Source organism: Actinoplanes sp. NPDC048796 (genome assembly GCF_040650035.1).
Classification (GTDB): domain Bacteria; phylum Actinomycetota; class Actinomycetes; order Mycobacteriales; family Micromonosporaceae; genus Actinoplanes.
Genome location: NZ_JBEZGO010000008.1, coordinates 39829 through 57000, shown reverse-complemented (window position 1 = coordinate 57000; position 17172 = coordinate 39829). Strand labels below are relative to the sequence as shown.

The following is a 17172-nucleotide window of genomic DNA, read 5'->3' as shown; positions in this document are numbered from 1 at the left end:
ACGCCTAGTTAGCCCTTCACCGCGCCGGCCGTGAGACCCTCGGTGAGGAAGCGCTGGCCGAAGGCGTACATCACGACCACCGGGATGCTGACCAGCAGGGAGGCGGCGGCGAGCTGGCCCTGGGGGACGACGTCGCCGGCGATCATGGACTGCATGCCGACCGGGAGGGTCTTGTACTCGTCCTTGGTGATGAAGACGAAGGCGAACAGGAACTCGTTCCAGGCGTTGGTCAGGGTGAACAGCGCCACCGCCAGCAGCCCGGGCTTGGCCAGGGGCAGCACCACCCGGCCGAACGCCTGGACGCGGGAGCAGCCGTCGACCAGGGCGGCCTCCTCCAGTTCGGCCGGGATCGACGAGAAGTAGCCGGCCAGCAGCCACGTGGCGAACGGGATGGTGAAGGTCGGGTACGTCACCACCAGCGACCACAGCGAGTCGGTGAGCCGGGCTCCGATGAGCAACTGGTAGAGCGGGATGAACAGCAGCGCGCCCGGCATCACGTACGTCAGCAGCACCGTGACCGTGAAGCCCTGCGCGCCCCGGAACCGCAGCCGGGCCAACGCGTATCCGGCCAGCACGGCGCAGACCAGCGCCACCACTGTGGACGCCGCCGACACCACCAGGGTGTTGAGGTACCAGCGGCCGAACGGCTGGTTGGCGAACAGGGCGGTGAACTGCTCGAGGCTCCACGGCGCCGGCCACAGGTCGCTGGCCCGGGTGACCACCTGCCCCTCGGTCTTGAAGGCGGTGACCGCGATCCAGTACATCGGGCCCAGCACGAAGACCAGCAACCCGGCCAGGGCCAGGCCCGACACCCCCGATGACGTACGCCGGCGGTCCGCGACCACCCGGCCGACGGCCAGCGCGATCACCAGGATCACGCCGAGGATCAGCGCCGCCTTCCAGAAGATCTGCGGTGCCGCCCAGGCCAGCGCGATCGTGAACGCCAGCGCGAGGCCCCAGGGCAGCGCCTTGCGCAGCTGTCCGGGCGGCCCGGCCCGGCCGGTGCCGCCGTCCTCGCGAAGCAGCCGGACCAGGAAGAACACCAGGCCGCCGATCACCGGCAGCATGACCAGGGTGACGGCCGCTCCGGCCCCGTACTGCAATTGCAGGATGGCCTTGGAATAGGCCACGAGCACGTACGGCGCCGTCACATCGCCCGGGCCGCCCTGGGTCAGCAGCCAGATGAGGTCGAAGTTGTTGAACGTCCAGATCGACGAGAGGGTGACCGTCACGGTGATGACATGGCGCAGGCCGGGCAGTGTCACGTGCGCGAACCGCCGCCAGGCGGACGCGCCGTCGATGGTCGCCGCCTCGTACTGGTCGGCCGGGATGGCCTTCAGCCCGGCCAGGAAGCAGACGGTGAAGAACGGCACGCCCTTCCACACGTTGACCAGGATCACCGACGGCATCGCCAGGGACGCGTCGGACAGCCAGCCCGCGGGCCAGCTGTCGACCAGGTGCACATGGGCCAGGACCGGCCCGATGCCCGAGGCGGTGAGCAGCGTGTTGACGCTGCCGAAGATCGGGTCGAGCAGCGACCGCCAGCTGAACGCCGTCACCACCGTCGGCACCACCCACGGCACCAGCAGAAGCCCGGTCAGCAGGGCCTTTCCGCGCCGCAGCTGGTGCAGCAGCAGGGCCGCGGCCAGGCCCAGGACGACCTTGAAGATTTCGGCGTACGCCGTGAAGACGAACGAGTTCACCACGCCCGTACGGAATTGGCCGTCGTCGATCAGGGCGAGGTAGTTGCCCAGTCCGACGAAGACGCTGTCGGCACCGTGCCGTTCCGTGGTGCTGGTGACCGCCGACCGGGCGATCGGCAGAAGCACGAGCACACCGACCAGTACGGCCGTGGGCGCCAGGAACACCGCGGCCAGCCGCCAGTCCCGGCCCAGCCGCCGCTGAGTTCTCGTCAAGGAGCCCGGCCCCGGCGGGCCCTTGGCCGGGGCCGGGGCCGGGGCCGACCGTACCGCTGTCACTGCGGCAGCCCCTGCTGCGCGAAGATCTGCACCATCTTCGCGTGGGCGGCGGTCACCGCCTGCGCGGGCGCGGTGCCCTGCACGACCTGCTGCATCATGTCGGTCAGGACGTAGGCCGCGACGACCGCCTGCTGTCCGGCGCTGGCCTTCTGCGGGAACTTGAGGCCGTTCTTGGTGGACAGCGGCAGCGGCTGCTGCGACATGGTGCGGACCATGGCGAACGCGGGGTCGCCGCCGGTGAAGTACGGGTCGGCGTCCCAGACCTTCTCCCAGGCGGGCATGACCAGTCCGGGCGCCTCCTTGGACACCCCGACCAGCGCGGGCGCGCTGACCAGGTACTGCGCCAGGAGTTTGGCCAGGCCGGGGTTCTTGGCGCCCTTGAAGACGACGAAGCCCTGGGACTGCCCGAGCAGCAGCGACTTGTCGGTCGCGGGCCCGACGCAGTCGGAGAAGACGTGCGTGTTGCCGTACACCGGATTCTTCTTGGTCTTGGAGTCGGCGTAGACGCTGAAACTGTTGCGGGTGTATCCGAGGATGCCGGCCAGCCAGTTCTCGTTGTTGCTGGTGTCGGTCCAACTGGCCACGCCCGGGGGCAGCATCGGCTTGTACTTGGGGTTGGTGTAGATGTCGCCCAGGAAGGTCACCGCCTGGACCGTCTCCGGCGAGTCGAAGGTGACCTTCTTGCCGTCGTTCGTCGCGATCGCCCCGCCGTACGAGTTGATCAGGGCCTCGATCATGCCGTTGCCGTCACCGGACCGGTTGACGGTCATTCCCCAGCCGAAGCGGCGCTGGCCCGGGTCGGAGATCTCCAGGCACAGGTCCCGCAGTTCCTCCCAGGTGTAGACGTCCTTGGTCGCGATGCCCTTCTCCTGCATCCAGTCCTTGCGCAGGAAGGATCCGATGCCGATGAAGTGGTACGGGATCGCGTACCACTTGCCGTCGAAGACGCAGAAGTTCTTGGCCTCGGCGCAGGGCTCGCCGTACTTGGCCGTCAGCGCGGTGACGACGTCCGTCACGTCTTCCAGGTCGCCCAGGGCGTGGAACTGGGCGATGAACCGCGAGTCGGTCATGAACGCCAGGTCGCGGGCCACGCCGCCCTTCACCTCGGCGTCTATCTTGGCGACGACGTCGCCCGCGTCGGCCTGGACCAGGCTGTTCTCGATCTTCGTCCCGGTCGCGTCGGCGAATTTCTTGATCGATCCGTCGAGCTGTTCGTTGGCCGCCGTCGAGTAGAGCTTCTGCGACAGCACGCCCATCGAGGTGCCTTTCGACGACGCCGCGGCGTCGAGCAACTCCTTCGGTACGTCCGGCTGCACGCTCGACGGCGACGAGGAGGTGCCGCCACACGCGGCCAGTCCGGCCGCGCCGAGCACTCCTACCCCTAAACCCAGAAAGTCGCGCCGGGACCGCGTGGTTCCCCCCATGGCCAGCCTCCCTCGTTGTTCGAAATCTCGGACTGTGGTTCGATATTTCGTGTGGAGTGGACGCGACGCTAGAACAAGACCGCGAAGGGTGTCAATGTTTCGAAGTCGGCTATCGAGGCTGCCGCGGATATCCCATGCGCGCGGACAGCGTCGCCGCCCCGCCCCGGATCAGCTCCGTCCACTCCACATGGGCCTGCGGGGTCCAGCGGATGATCGGCGCGGACAGGCTCATGGCCGCGATCACGGCGCCGGAATGGTCCCGGACCGCCGCGGCGACGCAGCGCATGGCGGTGTCCGACTCGCCGATGTCCACGGCGACGCCCTCCGCCCGGACGGCCTCGAGATGGTCCCGCAGGCGGTCCGGGTCGGTGATGCTCTCCGGCGTCATGCCCGGCAGCACGCCCTTGGCCAGGGTGGCGTCCAGCGTCGCCCGGTCGAGGCCGGCCAGCAGCACCTTGCCGACCGCCGTGCAGTGCGCCGGCAGCCGCCGCCCGACCCCGGAGACCATCCGGACCGGATGGGTGCTGTCGACCTTGACGAGGTAGACGACGTCGGCACCGTCGAGCACGGCCAGGTGGACCGCCTCATTGCAGGCGGCGGCCACGTCCCGGGTGACGGTCTGTGCCTCGTGGACCAGGTCGAGCCGGCCCGCGAAGGCCGCGCCGAGCTGGAACAGCGGCAGCCCGAGCCGGTACCGGACCGGCTGGCCCGGCACAGCGATCAGGTACGAACGCTCGACGAGCGTGACAAGCAGCTCGTGAACGGTGGTGCGCGGCAGGTCGAGCCGCTCCATCACCTCGCGGGCCGACATCTGCGGACGGTCCAGGAAAAGCTCGAGGATGTCGAGCGCGCGGCTGACCGCGGGTACCACACGAGGCATCCGAAGAGGGTATCTCCGCACCTAGGATGGTTGAATGTCGATCTCTCTGTACCGCCTGCGTGACGGCGCCCGGACGCGCTGGGCGGTGCGCGCCGGCGACCGATGGGGCGAGCTCGGCGACACCCTGGCCGGCCTGCTCGCCCTCCCCCTCGGCCGGGCCCGGGCGGTGGTCGAGGCCGCCGCCGGCGACGCGACCGGCGCCGGGCCCGGCGGCGAGGTGCTGCCCCCGGTCGACGAGCAGGAGGTGTGGGCGGCCGGGGTGACGTACAAGCGCAGCCGCGACGGGCGTAAGGAGGAGTCCGGGCACGGCTCGGTCTACGACGACGTCTACGACAGCGACCGCCCCGAGCTCTTCTTCAAAGCCAGCCCGTGGCGGGTCGTCGGGGACGGCGGCGCCGTCGCGATTCGCGCCGACTCCGGCTGGGACGTGCCCGAGGCCGAGGTCGGCCTGGTCCTCAACGCGGCCGGCGAGATCTTCGGCTACACCCTGGGCAACGACATGAGCAGCCGCTCGATCGAGGGCGAGAACCCGCTCTACCTGCCGCAGGCCAAGGTCTACGACCGCTCCTGCGCGGTGGGCCCGGCCATCGTGCCGAGCTGGGCGGTCCCGCCCGCGCCGTTCGAGATCGGCCTGCGGATCTCGCGTGACGGCCGGGAGGTGTACGCCGCCACGACCACCACGGCGGAGATGGCGCGCGGCTTCGGCGAGCTGTCGGCCTGGCTGTTCCGGGCGCTCACCTTCCCCACCGGCGCCGTCCTGCTGACCGGCACCGGCGTCGTGCCGGACGCGGACTTCACCACCCGGGCCGGCGACACGATCGAGATCACCTCGCCCGCCCTCGGCACCCTCACCAACCAGGTCGTCGTCGCCGGCGGATTGGCGGGTCGCCCGATCGGGTAAAAAACCGCGCCATGCCCCCCGAGACATCGAGCTGGACCACCTTCCTCGGGCAGGTGGCCAAGCGGATCCTGCTGCCCGTCACCGTGCTCTTCGGCGTCATGGTGGCGCTGGGCCTGCTCGTGACCAAGGTGTGGTCGCACGACTGGCCCTTCACCGCCGAGGACGCCGTCAACCGGGACTTCGCCGCACACCGGGACGCCATCCTCAACAACGTCTCGGAGTTCTTCAGCCTGCTCGGCAGCACGCCGGTGGTCGTCGGCATCACCGCGGCGGTGGCCATCGGGCTGCGGTTCACGATGCACCGCTGGCGCGAGCCGCTCTTCCTGTGCGCCGCGGTCAGCGCCCAGGCCCTCGTCTTCCTGTTCACCACGCTGGTCATCGACCGCCAGCGCCCGGCCGTGCCGCATCTGGACGACTCGCCGCCCACCTCGAGCTTCCCGTCCGGCCACACGTCGGCCAGCGTCGCCCTCTACGTCGGGCTCGCCGTCCTGCTCAGCGTCATGCTGAAGAAGACCTGGGCCAAACGCCTGGCCTGGCTCCTCGTTCTGGTGCCGCTCCTCGTGGCGACCGCGCGGCTCTACCGCGGCATGCATCACCCCACCGACGTGACCGCGTCGTTCCTCAACGGCGTGACCTGCGTGGTCGTCATGTTCCGGGCGATCCTCGACCGGGCGACGCGGTGGGCCCGCCCGGTCGTCGCCAAACGCACCATCCCCGCCTAGAGTGCCCCGGCCATGAGGGCTTCCAGCGTCGCTTTCGCGCCGCGATCGTCGAGGCTGTTCAGGACCGAGGTGTACGCCGCCACGAAGCGCTCGTTGTCGGCGAGATCCCCGAACAGGTCCCGGTTCTGGATGAAGGCCAGCGGATCGGGCTGCCGGGCCAGCGACACCAGCTGATCGCGCAGCCGGTCGACGACCTCGATCGGCTGCCCGTGCTCGTCGGCTCCCCTGGCGTAGCGGGCCCACGACGCCACCACCGCCGTCGACAGCAGGATGTCGCCGCCGGTGGCCAGGTTCTGCCGGATCACCGGGAGCAGCCACTTCGGAATGCGGTCGGAGCTTTCCGCGCACAGCCGGGCCACCGTGTCCTTGACCTGCGCGTTCGAGAAACGGTCGATCAGCTGGTGCTGGTACTCGCGCAGGTCGACGCCGGGCACCGGCTCCAGCGTCGGCGTCGCCTCCCGTTCCATGTAGGCGAGCAGGAACTGCGCGAACACCGGATCCCGGGCGACGTCGTGCACGAGCCGGTAGCCCGACAGGTATCCGAAGTAGCACAGCGCCTGGTGGGAGGCGTTCAAAAGGCGCAACTTCATCAGCTCGTACGGCTCGACGTCCGGCACCACCTGCACGCCCGCGTCCTCGAAGGGCGGCCGCCCCGACGAGAACTTGTCCTCGAGCGCCCACTGGGTGAACGGCTCGCACACCACCGGCCAGCCGTCCTCGATCCCGAAGTGCTTGCGCACCTCGTCCCGGTCGTCGTCGGTGGTCACCGGCGTGATCCGGTCGACCATGCTGTTCGGGAACCGGACGTTCTCCTCGACGTACGCCGCCAGCGACGGGTCACGCAGCCGCGCGTACGACACGAAGCTGCGCCGGGCCGCGTCCCCGTTGCCCTGGATGTTGTCGCAACTCATGATCGTGAACGGCGGCAACTCACGCTGCCGGCGGCGCTCGATCGCCGCCGTGATCAGCCCGAACGTCGTCCGCGGCTCCCCCGGCAGGGCCAGGTCGTGCTGGATGTCGGGGTTGTCGGCCATGAAGTCGCCGGTGACCGCGTTGAAGTTGTACCCGCCCTCGGTCACCGTGAGCGAGACGATCCGCACCTCCGGCTGCGCCATCTTCTCGATCACCGCTTCCGGCGAGTCCGGCGCGTACAGGTACTCCTTGATCGAGCCGATGACCCGGGCGTCCAGCGTCCCGTCCGGCGCCTTCACCACCAGCGTGTAGAGCCGGTCCTGGGCGTCGAGGACCTGCTGCATACGCCGGTCGGCCGGCATCACCCCCACCCCGCAGATCGCCCAGTCCAGGGCGGCCTGCGCACTCATCAGCCGGTCCAGGTACATGGCCTGGTGGGCGCGGTGGAACCCGCCCACTCCGAAGTGCACGATCCCGACGCGCAGCCGCGCCCGGTCGTAGTTCGGCACGGCGACACCCGAGGGCAGCGACGTCAGGTTGGCTTCAGTGAGGGGCAACATCAGCTTCCTCCCAGCGGCGGATCAGGGATCACCTCAGCATCGCACTCCCGCCCGAAGAACACCGGGCAACCGGGCGCCCGAGTGAGCCCGCCGCGTGCCCGCTCGCAGGCGCGGTGGATCATGGCCCCGGTCCGCCGACTGCCTAAGCACGTTGCCGCGCTACTGGTGGGTGCCGCCGTCGACGCGGATCTCGGTGCCGGTGATGAAGGCGCCGTCGTCGGAGGCCAGCATCGCGACCACGCCGGCGACCGCCTCCGGCCCGGCGTAGCCCTGGCCGAGCGCCGGGGTCAGTTTGCCGAGCAGGCTGTAGTCGATGTCGGAGGGCACCAGGCCGGCGAAGTTGTTGGTGATGCCGCTGCTGATGCTGCCCGGGGCCACGTTCACCGCGCGCAGGCCCTGCTTGGCGTACTCGCCGGCGATCGCGTGGGTGAACGACTCGACGCCGCCCTTGCTGGCCGAGTAGGCGGCCATGTACGGGTGGGAGAACGACGCCGAGGTGGAGCTGAAGTTCACGACCACACCGCGGCCGGTGGCCAGCAGCGCCGGCAGGGCGGCCCGGGTCACCAGGAACGTGCCGGTGAGGTTGACGGCGATGACGCGGTTCCACAGCTCGAGACTGCTCTCGTGGGTGTGGGCGCCGCGCAGCATGCCGGCCGCGTTCACCAGCACGTCGAGGCGCCCCAGGGTGCCGATGGCGCCGGCCACGACGTCGCGTACGGCCGCCTCGTCGGCGATGTCGAGCACCGCGGTGGTGAGCCGGTCGGCGCTCCCGTCGCCGTCGGCCAGTTTCCGCGTCTGGGTGAGCCCGTCGGCGCTGATGTCGGCCGCCACGACGGTGGCGCCCTCGTCGAGCAGGCGAAGCACCGTGGCCTGGCCGATTCCGGATCCGCCGCCGGTGATCAGGGCGGTACGACCGTTGAAGCGCTGCATGGGGTTCCCTTTCGGTAGGTGTTCAGCCGGCGGCATGCTGGGCGGCGATGTAGCCGAAGACGAGGCCCTGGCCGATGGTGGCGCCGGCGCCGGGATAGCAGGCGCCGTAGACGTTGGCGGCGGTGTTGCCGATGGCGTACAGCCCGTCGATCGGTGAGCCGTCGGGGCGCAGGGCGCGGCCGTGCTCGTCGGCCCGGACGCCGCCGCAGGTGCCGAGGTCGCTGAGCACGACGCGGACGGCGTACAACCGGCCCCGCAACGGGCGAAGGTTGGGGTTGGGTGTCACCGTGGGGTCGCCGTAGTAGCGGTCGTAGGCGCTGGCGCCGCGGGAGAAGTCGTCGTCATGCCCGGTCGCGGCGAGGCTGTTGAACCGGCGCGTCGTCTCGGCGAACGCGGTCTCGGGCAGGCCGGCGGCGCGGGCCAGTTGTCCCGGGTCGCCGGCGCGGTGCGCGACGCCGTTGCCGTACCAGCCGCGCGGCAGCGGCATCCGCGGGAAAACGGTGCCGGCGAGCACGTAACTGTCCCGGTAGCGCTGGTCGAAGACGAGCCACATGGCGCCGACCGGGTCGCCGTCCTTCTCCCGGGCCAGGACACGCTGGCCGAAGCTCATGTAGTCGGTGGACTCGTTGAGGAAGCGGCGTCCGTGCCGGTCGACCATGAACGAGCCCGGCAGGGACCGTTCCGCCAGCAGCACCTGCGGAGCCGCCCCCGGCAGCGGCGCCACCGCCGGGAACCACCAGGACTGTTCCATCAGGCCGGTGCCGGCGCCGGCCTGCTGGGCGATCCGGATCGCGTCGCCGGTGTTGCCGTCGGCGCCCAGGCTCCAGCCGGCCTCCAGGGCCGGTGACTGGTAGCGGCGGGCCTCGATGTCGTGGTCGAAGCCGCCGGCGGCCAGAACGACACCGCGGCGCGCGGTGACTGTCACCTCCCGGCCGTTCTGCTCGAGGACGGCGCCGGTCACCCGCTCACCGTCGACGAGCAGACGAACCAGAGCGGTCTCGGTCCAGACGGGGATGCCGGCCCGCAGCACACCGGCGTACAACCCGGCGGCCAGCGCCTGCCCGCCGGCGGCGTAGCGACGGCCGATCAGCAGGCCGCCGATGCCCTGCACCGCCCGGCGGGCGATCTTCGGTACGGCCTTGCCCGGCACCCGGGCCAGCAGGTTCATCCAGCGGTAGTCGGCGCCGGTGACGGGCATCGGCACCGGCGCGGCCAGCACGGCGGGGCGCAGCCGGGCGCGTTCGGCGCCGAGGACCGACAGGTCGAACGGACGGCATTCGCAGCTGCGCCCGGCGGCGCTGCCGCCGGGTTGCTCCGGGTGGTAGTCGGCGTAGTCGCGGGCCCAGCTGAACCGCATCGGCGTGGTCCGGCGCAGCATCCGCACCGTGGCCGGACCGTGTCCCAGGGCGCTGCGCCAGCGCGGTTCGGGTGCGGAGTCGCCGACCACCGCGGCGACGTAGGTGGCGGCCCGGTCCAGGGAGTCCTGGGCTCCGGCCGCGAGCAGGTCGTCATTGGCCGGGATCCAGAAGGCGCCGCCGGAGCGGGCCGTCGACCCGCCGACGTAGGCGGTCTTCTCGACGATCAGGACTTCGAGCCCGAGCTCGCGGGCGGCGAGCGCGGCCGCCATGCCGGTTCCGGACCCGATGACCACGAGGTCGACGGTGGCGTCGTGGGCGGGCGCCGGGGCGAGGGTGGTACGGGGCATGGTCGCACCTCGACAGTCGTGGGGGCCGGTCGCTTCAGGCTAGCGCGCGCTAGCCGATGACGGAAGACCGGACACTAGCGCGTGCAAGCTACAGTGTCCGGGACCGGAAGGAGATCTGTTCATGGCTGACACGGTGCGACGACGGATCACCGCGGCGGACATCGCGGCCGCCGCCGGCGTGTCCCGGGCCACGGTCGGGTTCGTGCTCAACAACACCCCCGGCCAGACCATCTCCGAGGGCACCCGCCAGCGGGTCCTCGCCGAAGCGGCCCGGCTCGGCTACCGCCCGCACCGCGCCGCCCAGACGCTGGCCCGGGGGCGCAGCCGCATCGTCCTGTTCGTCCTGCCGGACTGGCCGCTCGAGCACAACATGCGCCGCTACCTCGACGAGGCCGCGCACGTGCTCGACGAAGCGGGCTTCTCGATGGTGGCCTACACGCGGCATCTCGGCGACCGCAGCCGGCCGCTGTGGGAATCGCTGGATCCCGACGTCGTCGTCGGCTTCTCCGCATTCGACGCCGGCACGGTGAAGTCGCTGCGCGCCAGCGGCATCACCAAGATCTTCCCCCAGCCCGGCGGCCGGGCCCACCTGCCGGGCCTCTCCGCCGGGACCACGCTGCAGGTGCGGCATCTGCACGAGCTCGGGCATGTCCGCCTGGCGTTCGCCGAGTCGCCGGATCCTCGGCTGGCCGCGCTGAACGCGCACCGGCTGGACACCGCCCGGCGGACCGTCCACGATCTGGGCCTCGGCGAGCTGTCCGTCCACAGTGTCGACTATCGCGACGGCACCGCCGCCCAGGCGGTCGGCCGGTGGCACCGGGCCGGTGTGACAGCGGTGGTCGCCTACAACGACGACGTCGCGGCGGCGGTGACCGGCGCCGCGCTGCGTTCCGGGCTGTCCGTGCCCGGCGACCTGTCCGTGGTGGGGCACGACGACAGCCCGCTCGCGGCCCTCTTCGTGCCGGCGCTGACCAGCGTCCGGATGAACAGCTCCGGCCTCGGCCGCTTCGTCGCCCAGGAGGCCCTGCACCTGGCCGACGGCCGCCCCCGCCCGAGCGGCGGCGCGGACGTCGACGTGACACTGGTCCCCCGCGACTCGACCGCGCCGCTCGGCGCCTGACATCACCTGCCGGCCGGTGTCGGCTGGGAGCGGCTCCTAGGCGCCCGCCCGGGCGGCCTCGATGAGCTGTTCGAGGGCGGCCGGCGGCATGGCGTCGCCGAGGAAGCCGGCGAACTGGCGCATCGGCATCGACTCGACCATTCGCAGTTGGTCCTGTTGCTGCTGCGCCTGGGCCTGCTGCTCGGGGGTCATCCCGGCGGTCATGCCCTGCATGAGTGCGGGCCCGGCGATGGGGTGGGCGAACCATTCCTTGACCGTGGAGTCCATCGACAGCTCAAGAGTGATGACGTCACCGGCGATGTCGACGCTTTCCTCGGTCACGACGCGGGCCGCGTTCTCGCCGACCTGGATGCGGTACTCGCCCGGCGCGACGACCCACCGTCCGTACCGGATGTCCCAGTAGGCGAAGGCACGCCGGTCCAGAGTGAACTCCACCGTGCGCTCCTCCCCCGGTTCCAGGAGGACCTTGGCGAAGGCGCGCAGTTCCCGGGCCGGGCGGCGGACCGGCCCGGCGCCGGTGGCCACGTACACCTGGACGACGTGTTTCCCGGCCCGCTGGCCGGTGTTGGCGACGGTGACGGTCACGGTGGCCGTGTCGTCACCGGTGACCTCGACGGCCAGGCCTCGCGTGCTGAAGGTGGTGTAGGACAACCCGTGGCCGAACGGATAGCGCACCGGCGCCTGCGCCGTCGTGTAGTGCCGGTAGCCGACCATGACGCCTTCGCCGTAGCGGACGTGGCCCTGCTCGCCCGGGAAGTTGTGGAAGGCCGGGGTGTCCTCCAGACGTACGGGAATGGTCTCGGCCACATGCCCGGACGGGTTGGCGGCACCGAACAGCAGGTCGGCGACGGCCCCGCCGCCGGCCTGCCCGAGCAGGAAGCCCTCGAGAACGGCGTCGACCCGGTCGTGCCAGCCTTCCAGGCTGACCACGCCGCCGTTGGCGAGGACCACGACCGTACGCCTGGCCGCGGCCGCGACCGCGCGGATCACGTCCACCTGCTCGGCGGGCAGGTCGAGGTGGTCACGGTCGAAGCCCTCGGACTCCGCGCTGTCGGGAAGGCCGGCGAAGACGACCGCGACGTCGGCGGCGGCGGCCGCCGCGACGGCGTCCGGCACGGTGAAGCCGGGCACGTGCCGTACGTCGCCGGCGATGGCACGGATCGCGTCGAGAGGGATGTCGAGGCGGGCCGGGTTGATGCGGGAGCTGCCGCTGCCCTGGTATCGGGGTTCGGCGGCGAACGTGCCGATGACCGCCACGCTCGTGGTGGGCTCCAGCGGCAGCACCCGGTGGTCGTTCTTGAGCAGTACCGCGCATTCGGCGGCGAGCTCCCGGGCCAGGGCGTGGTGGGCGTCCGCGTCGAACCCCGCCGTCCCGGACGGGTGCTGCTCGATCAAAGACAGGATTCGGCGTACGGCGTCGTCGACCACCGCTTCGTCGAGAGCGCCGGAGCGTACGGCCTCGACGATCTGCGCATCCGTGGTCCCGCCGGTGCCGGGCATCTCCAGGTCCAGGCCGGCGGTCAGCGCGGCGATCCGGTCGCTGACCGCGCCCCAGTCGGAGACGACCGTCCCGGTGAAGCCCCACTCGTCACGCAGCAGGTCGGTGAGCAGCCATCGGTTCTCCGACGCGTACACACCGTTGATCTTGTTGTAGGACGCCATGACGGTGGCCGGTGCGGCCTCGGTGACGACCTTCTCGAAGGCCGGCAGGTAGATCTCGCGCAGGGTGCGCTCGTCGACGTCGGCGCTCACCCGCATCCGGTCGGTCTCCTGGTTGTTGGCCGCGAAGTGCTTCACCGACGCGCCGACACCCTCGGCCTGCTGGGCGCGCACGTGTGCGGCGCCCAGGACCCCGGACAGGTACGGGTCCTCCGAGTAGTACTCGAAGTTGCGCCCGCACAACGGCGATCGTTTGATGTTGACGCCCGGGCCGAGCAGCACGGCGACGCCGAGGGCCCGCGCCTCCCGGCCGATCGCCTGGCCGATCCGGGCCGCCACCTGAGGGTCCCAGGAGGACCCGACGGCCACGGCGGGCGGGAAACAGGTGGCCGGCTCGCTGTCGTCGAGGCCCAGGTGGTCGGCGGTGCCGGCCTGCCTGCGCACCCCGTGCGGGCCGTCGGTGAGCGCCGCCGACGGCACCCCGGCGGCGTCGATCGGCTTGGTCGACCGGAAATCCCGGCCCGACAGCAGCGACGCCTTCTGTTCCAGGGTGAGCCGGCTGAGGTCGGTCATCGAAGGGTTCCTTCCGGGGTGAGCGCGGCGCGCAGGTCGTCCTCCAGTCCGGCGGGGACGCCGGGGATGAACTGCAGAACGGTGGTCAGGGACATGGCGGCCGCCTCGGGCGCGGAGCCGTCGATCGGGATGCCGGGGAAGTAGGAGGCGAACACGGCGCTCAGCGCCGGCCAGACGTGCGGGTCGTCGGCGATGGTCTTCAGCGGCGTCTCCATGGTGTACGCGGGCCGGGCGCCGAAGCTCTCGGGCAGCGGGTAACGCCAGTTGTGGGTGCCGGGGCCGACCTGCTCGGTCGCGCCGGCCGGGTGCAGTGGCAGCACGACGGTGGCCCGCGCGTCCGGGGGCACGGTCACGTCGACGGCCATCTCGCCGCCCTCGACGCGCCAGGCCACCTCGGCCCGCCCGCGCACGGTGTCATGGGTGGAGCGGGCCGCGGTGAGGCCGCCACCGACCTGCGGGGCGACGCGGATCTCCCGCCACCCGGGAGCGACGCGTTGCAGGCCGCCGACGACCCGGTGCAGCCAGTCGGCCACCGCGCCCAGCGCGTAGTGGTTGAGTGACGTCATCCCGGTCGAGTTGAGGGTGCCGTCGGGCAGCACGGCGTCCCACCGCTCCCAGATCGTGGTGGCACCCATCGTCACCGGATACAGGAACGACGGGCATTGCTTCTGCATCAACAACAGGTACGCCTCGTCGAGATGCCCGGTGCTGGACAGGGCATCGGTCAGCAGCGGCGTGCCGGCGAACCCGGTGGCGATGCGGTAGCCGGCCTGGGCGACCAGTTCGGCCAGCCGGTCACCGGCCTTGACCAACTGGGCGTCGTCGAGAAGGCCGAACGTGATGGCCAGGGCGTACGCGGTGGCGGATTCCCCGGCGATCCGGCCGGCTTCGGTGACGTACTCCCGGCGGAAGGCGCCACGGACCCGGTCGGCGAGGGTGGCGAAGTGCCGCGCGTCCTCGTGCTTGCCGAGGACCGCCGCGGCCTGTGCCATCTCGCGCGTCGTCTTGCCCAGGTAGGCGCAGGCCACCAGATGCCGGTCGGTCTTGCCGCCGGCGGGGTTGTCGGCCGGGGCGTCCGGGTCCAGCCAGTCGCCGTACTGGAAACCGCTGCTCCACAGGCCGTGCTCGTCGAGCAGGCCTTCCACCTGGCGGATGAAGGCGGCCATCGAGTCGTAGCTGTCGGCCAGGATCTGTTCGTCGCCGTACTCCTGGTAGAGCAGCCACGGGACGCTGACCGCGGCGTCGCTCCACAGCGCCGTCGGCGGGGACGGATTCGAGAGGACGTCGGGCACCACCCACGGAACCGTCCCGGTCTCCCGCTGTTCGGCGGCCAGGTCGGCGAGCCACGATCGCAGTACGCCGCGCACGTCGTACAGGTAGGCCGCGGTCGGGGCGAAGGCGTTCAGGTCACCGGTCCAGCCCAGCCGCTCGTCGCGTTGCGGGCAGTCGGTGGGCACCCCGACGAAGTTGTCCCGCATCGACCACAGGGTGTTCGCGTGGAGCCGGTTCAGCAGGTCGTCGGACGACTCGAACCAGCCGGTCCGCCTCATGTCGCTGTGCACGACCACGGCTCGGAGGTCTTCGGCCGTCAGCTCGCCGGGCCAGCCGTCGACCTGCACGTACCGGAATCCGTGAAAGGTGAAGCGCGGCTCCCAGGTCTCCGTGCCGTCGCCGCGCAGGGTGTAGCGGTCGGTGGCCTTGGCCGTACGGTTCGACTCGGTCTCCAGTTCCCCGGCCGGGGTGAGCAGTTCGGCGTGGCGCAACGTCACGGTGTCGCCGGCGGCGCCGGTGACGGTGATCCGTACCCAGCCCGAGATGTTCTGCCCGAAGTCGACGATCGTCTTCCCGGAAGGGCTGGTGCTGATCCCGGCCGGGGGCAGTTCTTCGATGCGGCGGATCGGCGGGGCGACGGGCACACGCAACGCGGACAGGTTCCAGTCGAACGGCTGTGCCGGCGCCCAGGACGTGTCGTCGAAGCCGGCTTCGCTCCAGCCGGCGGGTTCGAGCCGGGCGTCGTACGTCTCGCCGTCGTAAAGGCCGGCCGCGCGGACCGCGCCGGTGCCGACCGTGAAGCCCGCGCCGGTGCCGATCGTCTCGGTCCGGTCGGCGTACTCGAGGTCGAGCTGCAGGAAGAGAGCGGGCCGGTCCGCGTAGTGGCCGCGTTTGTTCTCCCAGCCCAGCCGGCCGGCGGCCCAGCCTTCGGCGACGACGGCACCGATCGCGTTGATCCCGGCGTGGATCGAGGCGGTGACGTCGTAGGCGCGGACGTCGAGGTGGTGCCGGTAGGAGGTCCAGCCGGGCGCCAGCACGTCGTCGCCGACGGGGCGGCCGTTGAGGTGGGCCTCGACGATGCCGAGCGCGGTGACGTGCAGGGTCGCCTTCCGTAGGCCGCCGGCCGCGGTGAACTCGCGCCGGAAGTACGGCGCGGGGTCGTCGGCCGCCGACGGCGCCGCGGCGCTGACGAACGCGGCCTGCCAGGAGTGGGACACGATCGGGCTTTCCTTCCGGTACGCGGTCACTTGACCGACTTGATGCGCAGGACGACGAGGCCACCGGCCGCCGTGCAGGCGGCGGCGACCAGGTAGAGCAGGGTGTAGTTCTTCTCGCCGCCTCCTGCGCCGACGGCCAGGAACACCGGGGCCACGAACGGCCCCAGGGCCTGCGGGATGGAGGTGGCGAACCCGGTGATGCTCATGTACCGGCCGGCATCGGTCTCCCGTTCGGGCAGCACGTCCAGCAGCAGGGCCTGGTCCACGGCGGCGAACCCGCCGATGCCCAGGGAGCAGATCAGCGATCCGGCGAACAGCAGCGGTGTGCTCGGGGCGAGCGCCATCAGCAGGGCTCCGGTGCCGAAGACGGTGCCGGAGGTCAGCACGAACACCCGGCGCCGGCGCAGCTTGTCGGACAGGAACCCGCCGCCGATCGCACCGGCCGCGGTGGCCAGGATGCCGAAGCCACCCAGGACGGCGATCAGCCCGGCCACCTCCTCGACGGTGACCTCGAGGCGGCTGGCGAAGAAGAACGCGGTGAACGTGGTGTTGAGGGTGAGTCCGAAATAGAACAGGAAACGGCCCAGCCAGTTCCATGAATAGTCCGGGTGGCGCCGCGGGTCGTAGAGGAATTTGGCGCCGAGGGCCCGGGCGGTCAACGGCGCGTGCTCGCGGCCGCGGCTGTCCGGCTCGGCCACGACGACCACGAACAGGGCGACGAGGACGACGCCGACGGCTCCGGGCACGAGGAACAACAGCCGGCTGTCGCCCGCCAGGCCGCCGGCCAGCACGACGCCGAGCACCGGGCCGATCTGCTGGGCGAAACCGCTGAGGCCGGCGACCCGGCCGCGTTGCTCCTCGGGCAGCCGGTCGGCCGTGGAGTTCTGCAGATTTCCGAGCACCGTTCCCCAGCCCATCTGGGCGAGGATCCAGCCGAGACCGAGAATCCACACGGACGGCGCGACAGCCATCACGACCAGGGAGACGACACCGAGGACGGTGCCCCCGATCATCCACGGCCGGCGGCGCCCCAGCCGAGTCCGGGTGCGATCGCTGAGGATTCCGGGAATCGGGCCGAGCAGGACCACGACCAGCGCGCCGGCGCCGGTGATGTAGCCGAGGTACTCCTCGTGGCCGGGGGCGAGCTGACCGACCCGAATGGCGAGGGAGATGGCGACCGGGGTGATGAAGGCGACGAAGACACCGAACTGCGCGGCGACGATCAGCCAGATGTAGGTGCCGTTGACTTTGGCCGGGATCGGCGGCGGGGACGCCTCCTGTTCCTCAGAAGCGAGCGTCATGAAGCCTCCGGGCAGAC

General features: G+C 71.2%; 12 protein-coding genes. 3 read left to right on the top strand and 9 right to left on the bottom strand.

The features are described from left to right. Positions 1–8: 8 nt before the first annotated feature. The 3 genes from AB0C26_RS29560 to AB0C26_RS29550 form a co-directional block, all read right to left on the bottom strand. Positions 9–1979, bottom strand: coding sequence for an ABC transporter permease subunit (locus AB0C26_RS29560; protein WP_360254128.1), 1971 nt, complete (start codon positions 1977–1979; stop codon positions 9–11). Continuing rightward, positions 1976–3403, bottom strand: coding sequence for an extracellular solute-binding protein (locus AB0C26_RS29555; RefSeq protein ID WP_360254126.1), 1428 nt, complete (start codon positions 3401–3403; stop codon positions 1976–1978). The genes AB0C26_RS29560 and AB0C26_RS29555 overlap by 4 nt, the downstream gene beginning before the upstream one ends. A 109-nt stretch (positions 3404–3512) precedes the next feature. Continuing rightward, positions 3513–4283 carry an IclR family transcriptional regulator gene (locus AB0C26_RS29550; protein WP_360254124.1) on the bottom strand — a complete coding sequence of 257 codons (771 nt, stop codon included), beginning with the start codon at positions 4281–4283 and terminating at the stop codon, positions 3513–3515. Positions 4284–4317: 34 nt separating this feature from the next. On the opposite strand from AB0C26_RS29550, the gene AB0C26_RS29545 reads away from it, so the two are divergent. Then, on the top strand, positions 4318–5184 hold the full coding sequence (locus AB0C26_RS29545; RefSeq protein ID WP_360254122.1) for a fumarylacetoacetate hydrolase family protein: 867 nt from the start codon (positions 4318–4320) through the stop codon (positions 5182–5184). An 11-nt stretch (positions 5185–5195) separates the two neighbouring features. Then, positions 5196–5906, top strand: a complete 711-nt coding sequence (locus AB0C26_RS29540; RefSeq protein WP_360254120.1) for a phosphatase PAP2 family protein — start codon at positions 5196–5198, stop codon at positions 5904–5906. On the opposite strand, the gene AB0C26_RS29535 is transcribed toward AB0C26_RS29540, so the two are convergent. The 3 genes from AB0C26_RS29535 to AB0C26_RS29525 form a co-directional block, all read right to left on the bottom strand. Next, positions 5903–7378 carry a mannitol dehydrogenase family protein gene (locus AB0C26_RS29535; RefSeq protein ID WP_360254118.1) on the bottom strand — a complete coding sequence of 492 codons (1476 nt, stop codon included), beginning with the start codon at positions 7376–7378 and terminating at the stop codon, positions 5903–5905. The two genes, AB0C26_RS29540 and AB0C26_RS29535, sit on opposite strands and share 4 nt — an antisense overlap. A gap of 159 nt (positions 7379–7537) precedes the next feature. Continuing rightward, positions 7538–8308: an SDR family NAD(P)-dependent oxidoreductase gene (locus AB0C26_RS29530; protein ID WP_360254116.1), complete on the bottom strand. Its 771-nt coding sequence runs from the start codon at positions 8306–8308 to the stop codon at positions 7538–7540. A 22-nt stretch (positions 8309–8330) separates the two neighbouring features. After that, a complete protein-coding gene (locus AB0C26_RS29525; RefSeq protein ID WP_360254114.1) occupies positions 8331–10013 on the bottom strand; it encodes a 3-ketosteroid-delta-1-dehydrogenase in 1683 nt (560 codons plus the stop codon). Between the two features lie 121 nt (positions 10014–10134). Between AB0C26_RS29525 and AB0C26_RS29520 the strand changes: the two genes are divergently transcribed. Continuing rightward, positions 10135–11133: a LacI family DNA-binding transcriptional regulator gene (locus AB0C26_RS29520; protein WP_360254112.1), complete on the top strand. Its 999-nt coding sequence runs from the start codon at positions 10135–10137 to the stop codon at positions 11131–11133. A gap of 36 nt (positions 11134–11169) precedes the next feature. Here the strand turns inward: AB0C26_RS29520 and AB0C26_RS29515 are convergent, their stop codons facing one another. The 3 genes from AB0C26_RS29515 to AB0C26_RS29505 are packed head-to-tail and all read right to left on the bottom strand — an operon-like array spanning position 11170 to position 17155. After that, the gene (locus tag AB0C26_RS29515; RefSeq protein WP_360254110.1) at positions 11170–13365 is read right to left on the bottom strand and encodes a glycoside hydrolase family 3 C-terminal domain-containing protein; all 2196 of its coding nucleotides are present in this window, start codon (positions 13363–13365) and stop codon (positions 11170–11172) included. Next, positions 13362–15884, bottom strand: a complete 2523-nt coding sequence (locus tag AB0C26_RS29510) for a glycoside hydrolase family 78 protein (protein WP_360254108.1) — start codon at positions 15882–15884, stop codon at positions 13362–13364. Before AB0C26_RS29510 ends, AB0C26_RS29515 begins: the two co-directional genes overlap by 4 nt. Then, positions 15881–17155, bottom strand: coding sequence for an MFS transporter (locus AB0C26_RS29505; RefSeq protein ID WP_360254106.1), 1275 nt, complete (start codon positions 17153–17155; stop codon positions 15881–15883). Before AB0C26_RS29505 ends, AB0C26_RS29510 begins: the two co-directional genes overlap by 4 nt. Positions 17156–17172 lie beyond the last annotated feature (17 nt).

Bases quoted from the DNA above. Each gene is read 5' to 3' on its own strand.
- AB0C26_RS29545 (WP_360254122.1), top strand. From the start codon at position 4,318: ATGTCGATCTCTCTGTACCGCCTGCGTGACGGCGCCCGGACGCGCTGG.
- AB0C26_RS29525 (WP_360254114.1), bottom strand. From the start codon at position 10,013: ATGCCCCGTACCACCCTCGCCCCGGCGCCCGCCCACGACGCCACCGTC.
- AB0C26_RS29535 (WP_360254118.1), bottom strand. From the start codon at position 7,378: ATGTTGCCCCTCACTGAAGCCAACCTGACGTCGCTGCCCTCGGGTGTC.
- AB0C26_RS29555 (WP_360254126.1), bottom strand. From the start codon at position 3,403: ATGGGGGGAACCACGCGGTCCCGGCGCGACTTTCTGGGTTTAGGGGTA.
- AB0C26_RS29530 (WP_360254116.1), bottom strand. From the start codon at position 8,308: ATGCAGCGCTTCAACGGTCGTACCGCCCTGATCACCGGCGGCGGATCC.
- AB0C26_RS29540 (WP_360254120.1), top strand. From the start codon at position 5,196: ATGCCCCCCGAGACATCGAGCTGGACCACCTTCCTCGGGCAGGTGGCC.
- AB0C26_RS29520 (WP_360254112.1), top strand. From the start codon at position 10,135: ATGGCTGACACGGTGCGACGACGGATCACCGCGGCGGACATCGCGGCC.
- AB0C26_RS29550 (WP_360254124.1), bottom strand. From the start codon at position 4,283: ATGCCTCGTGTGGTACCCGCGGTCAGCCGCGCGCTCGACATCCTCGAG.
- AB0C26_RS29515 (WP_360254110.1), bottom strand. From the start codon at position 13,365: ATGACCGACCTCAGCCGGCTCACCCTGGAACAGAAGGCGTCGCTGCTG.
- AB0C26_RS29505 (WP_360254106.1), bottom strand. From the start codon at position 17,155: ATGACGCTCGCTTCTGAGGAACAGGAGGCGTCCCCGCCGCCGATCCCG.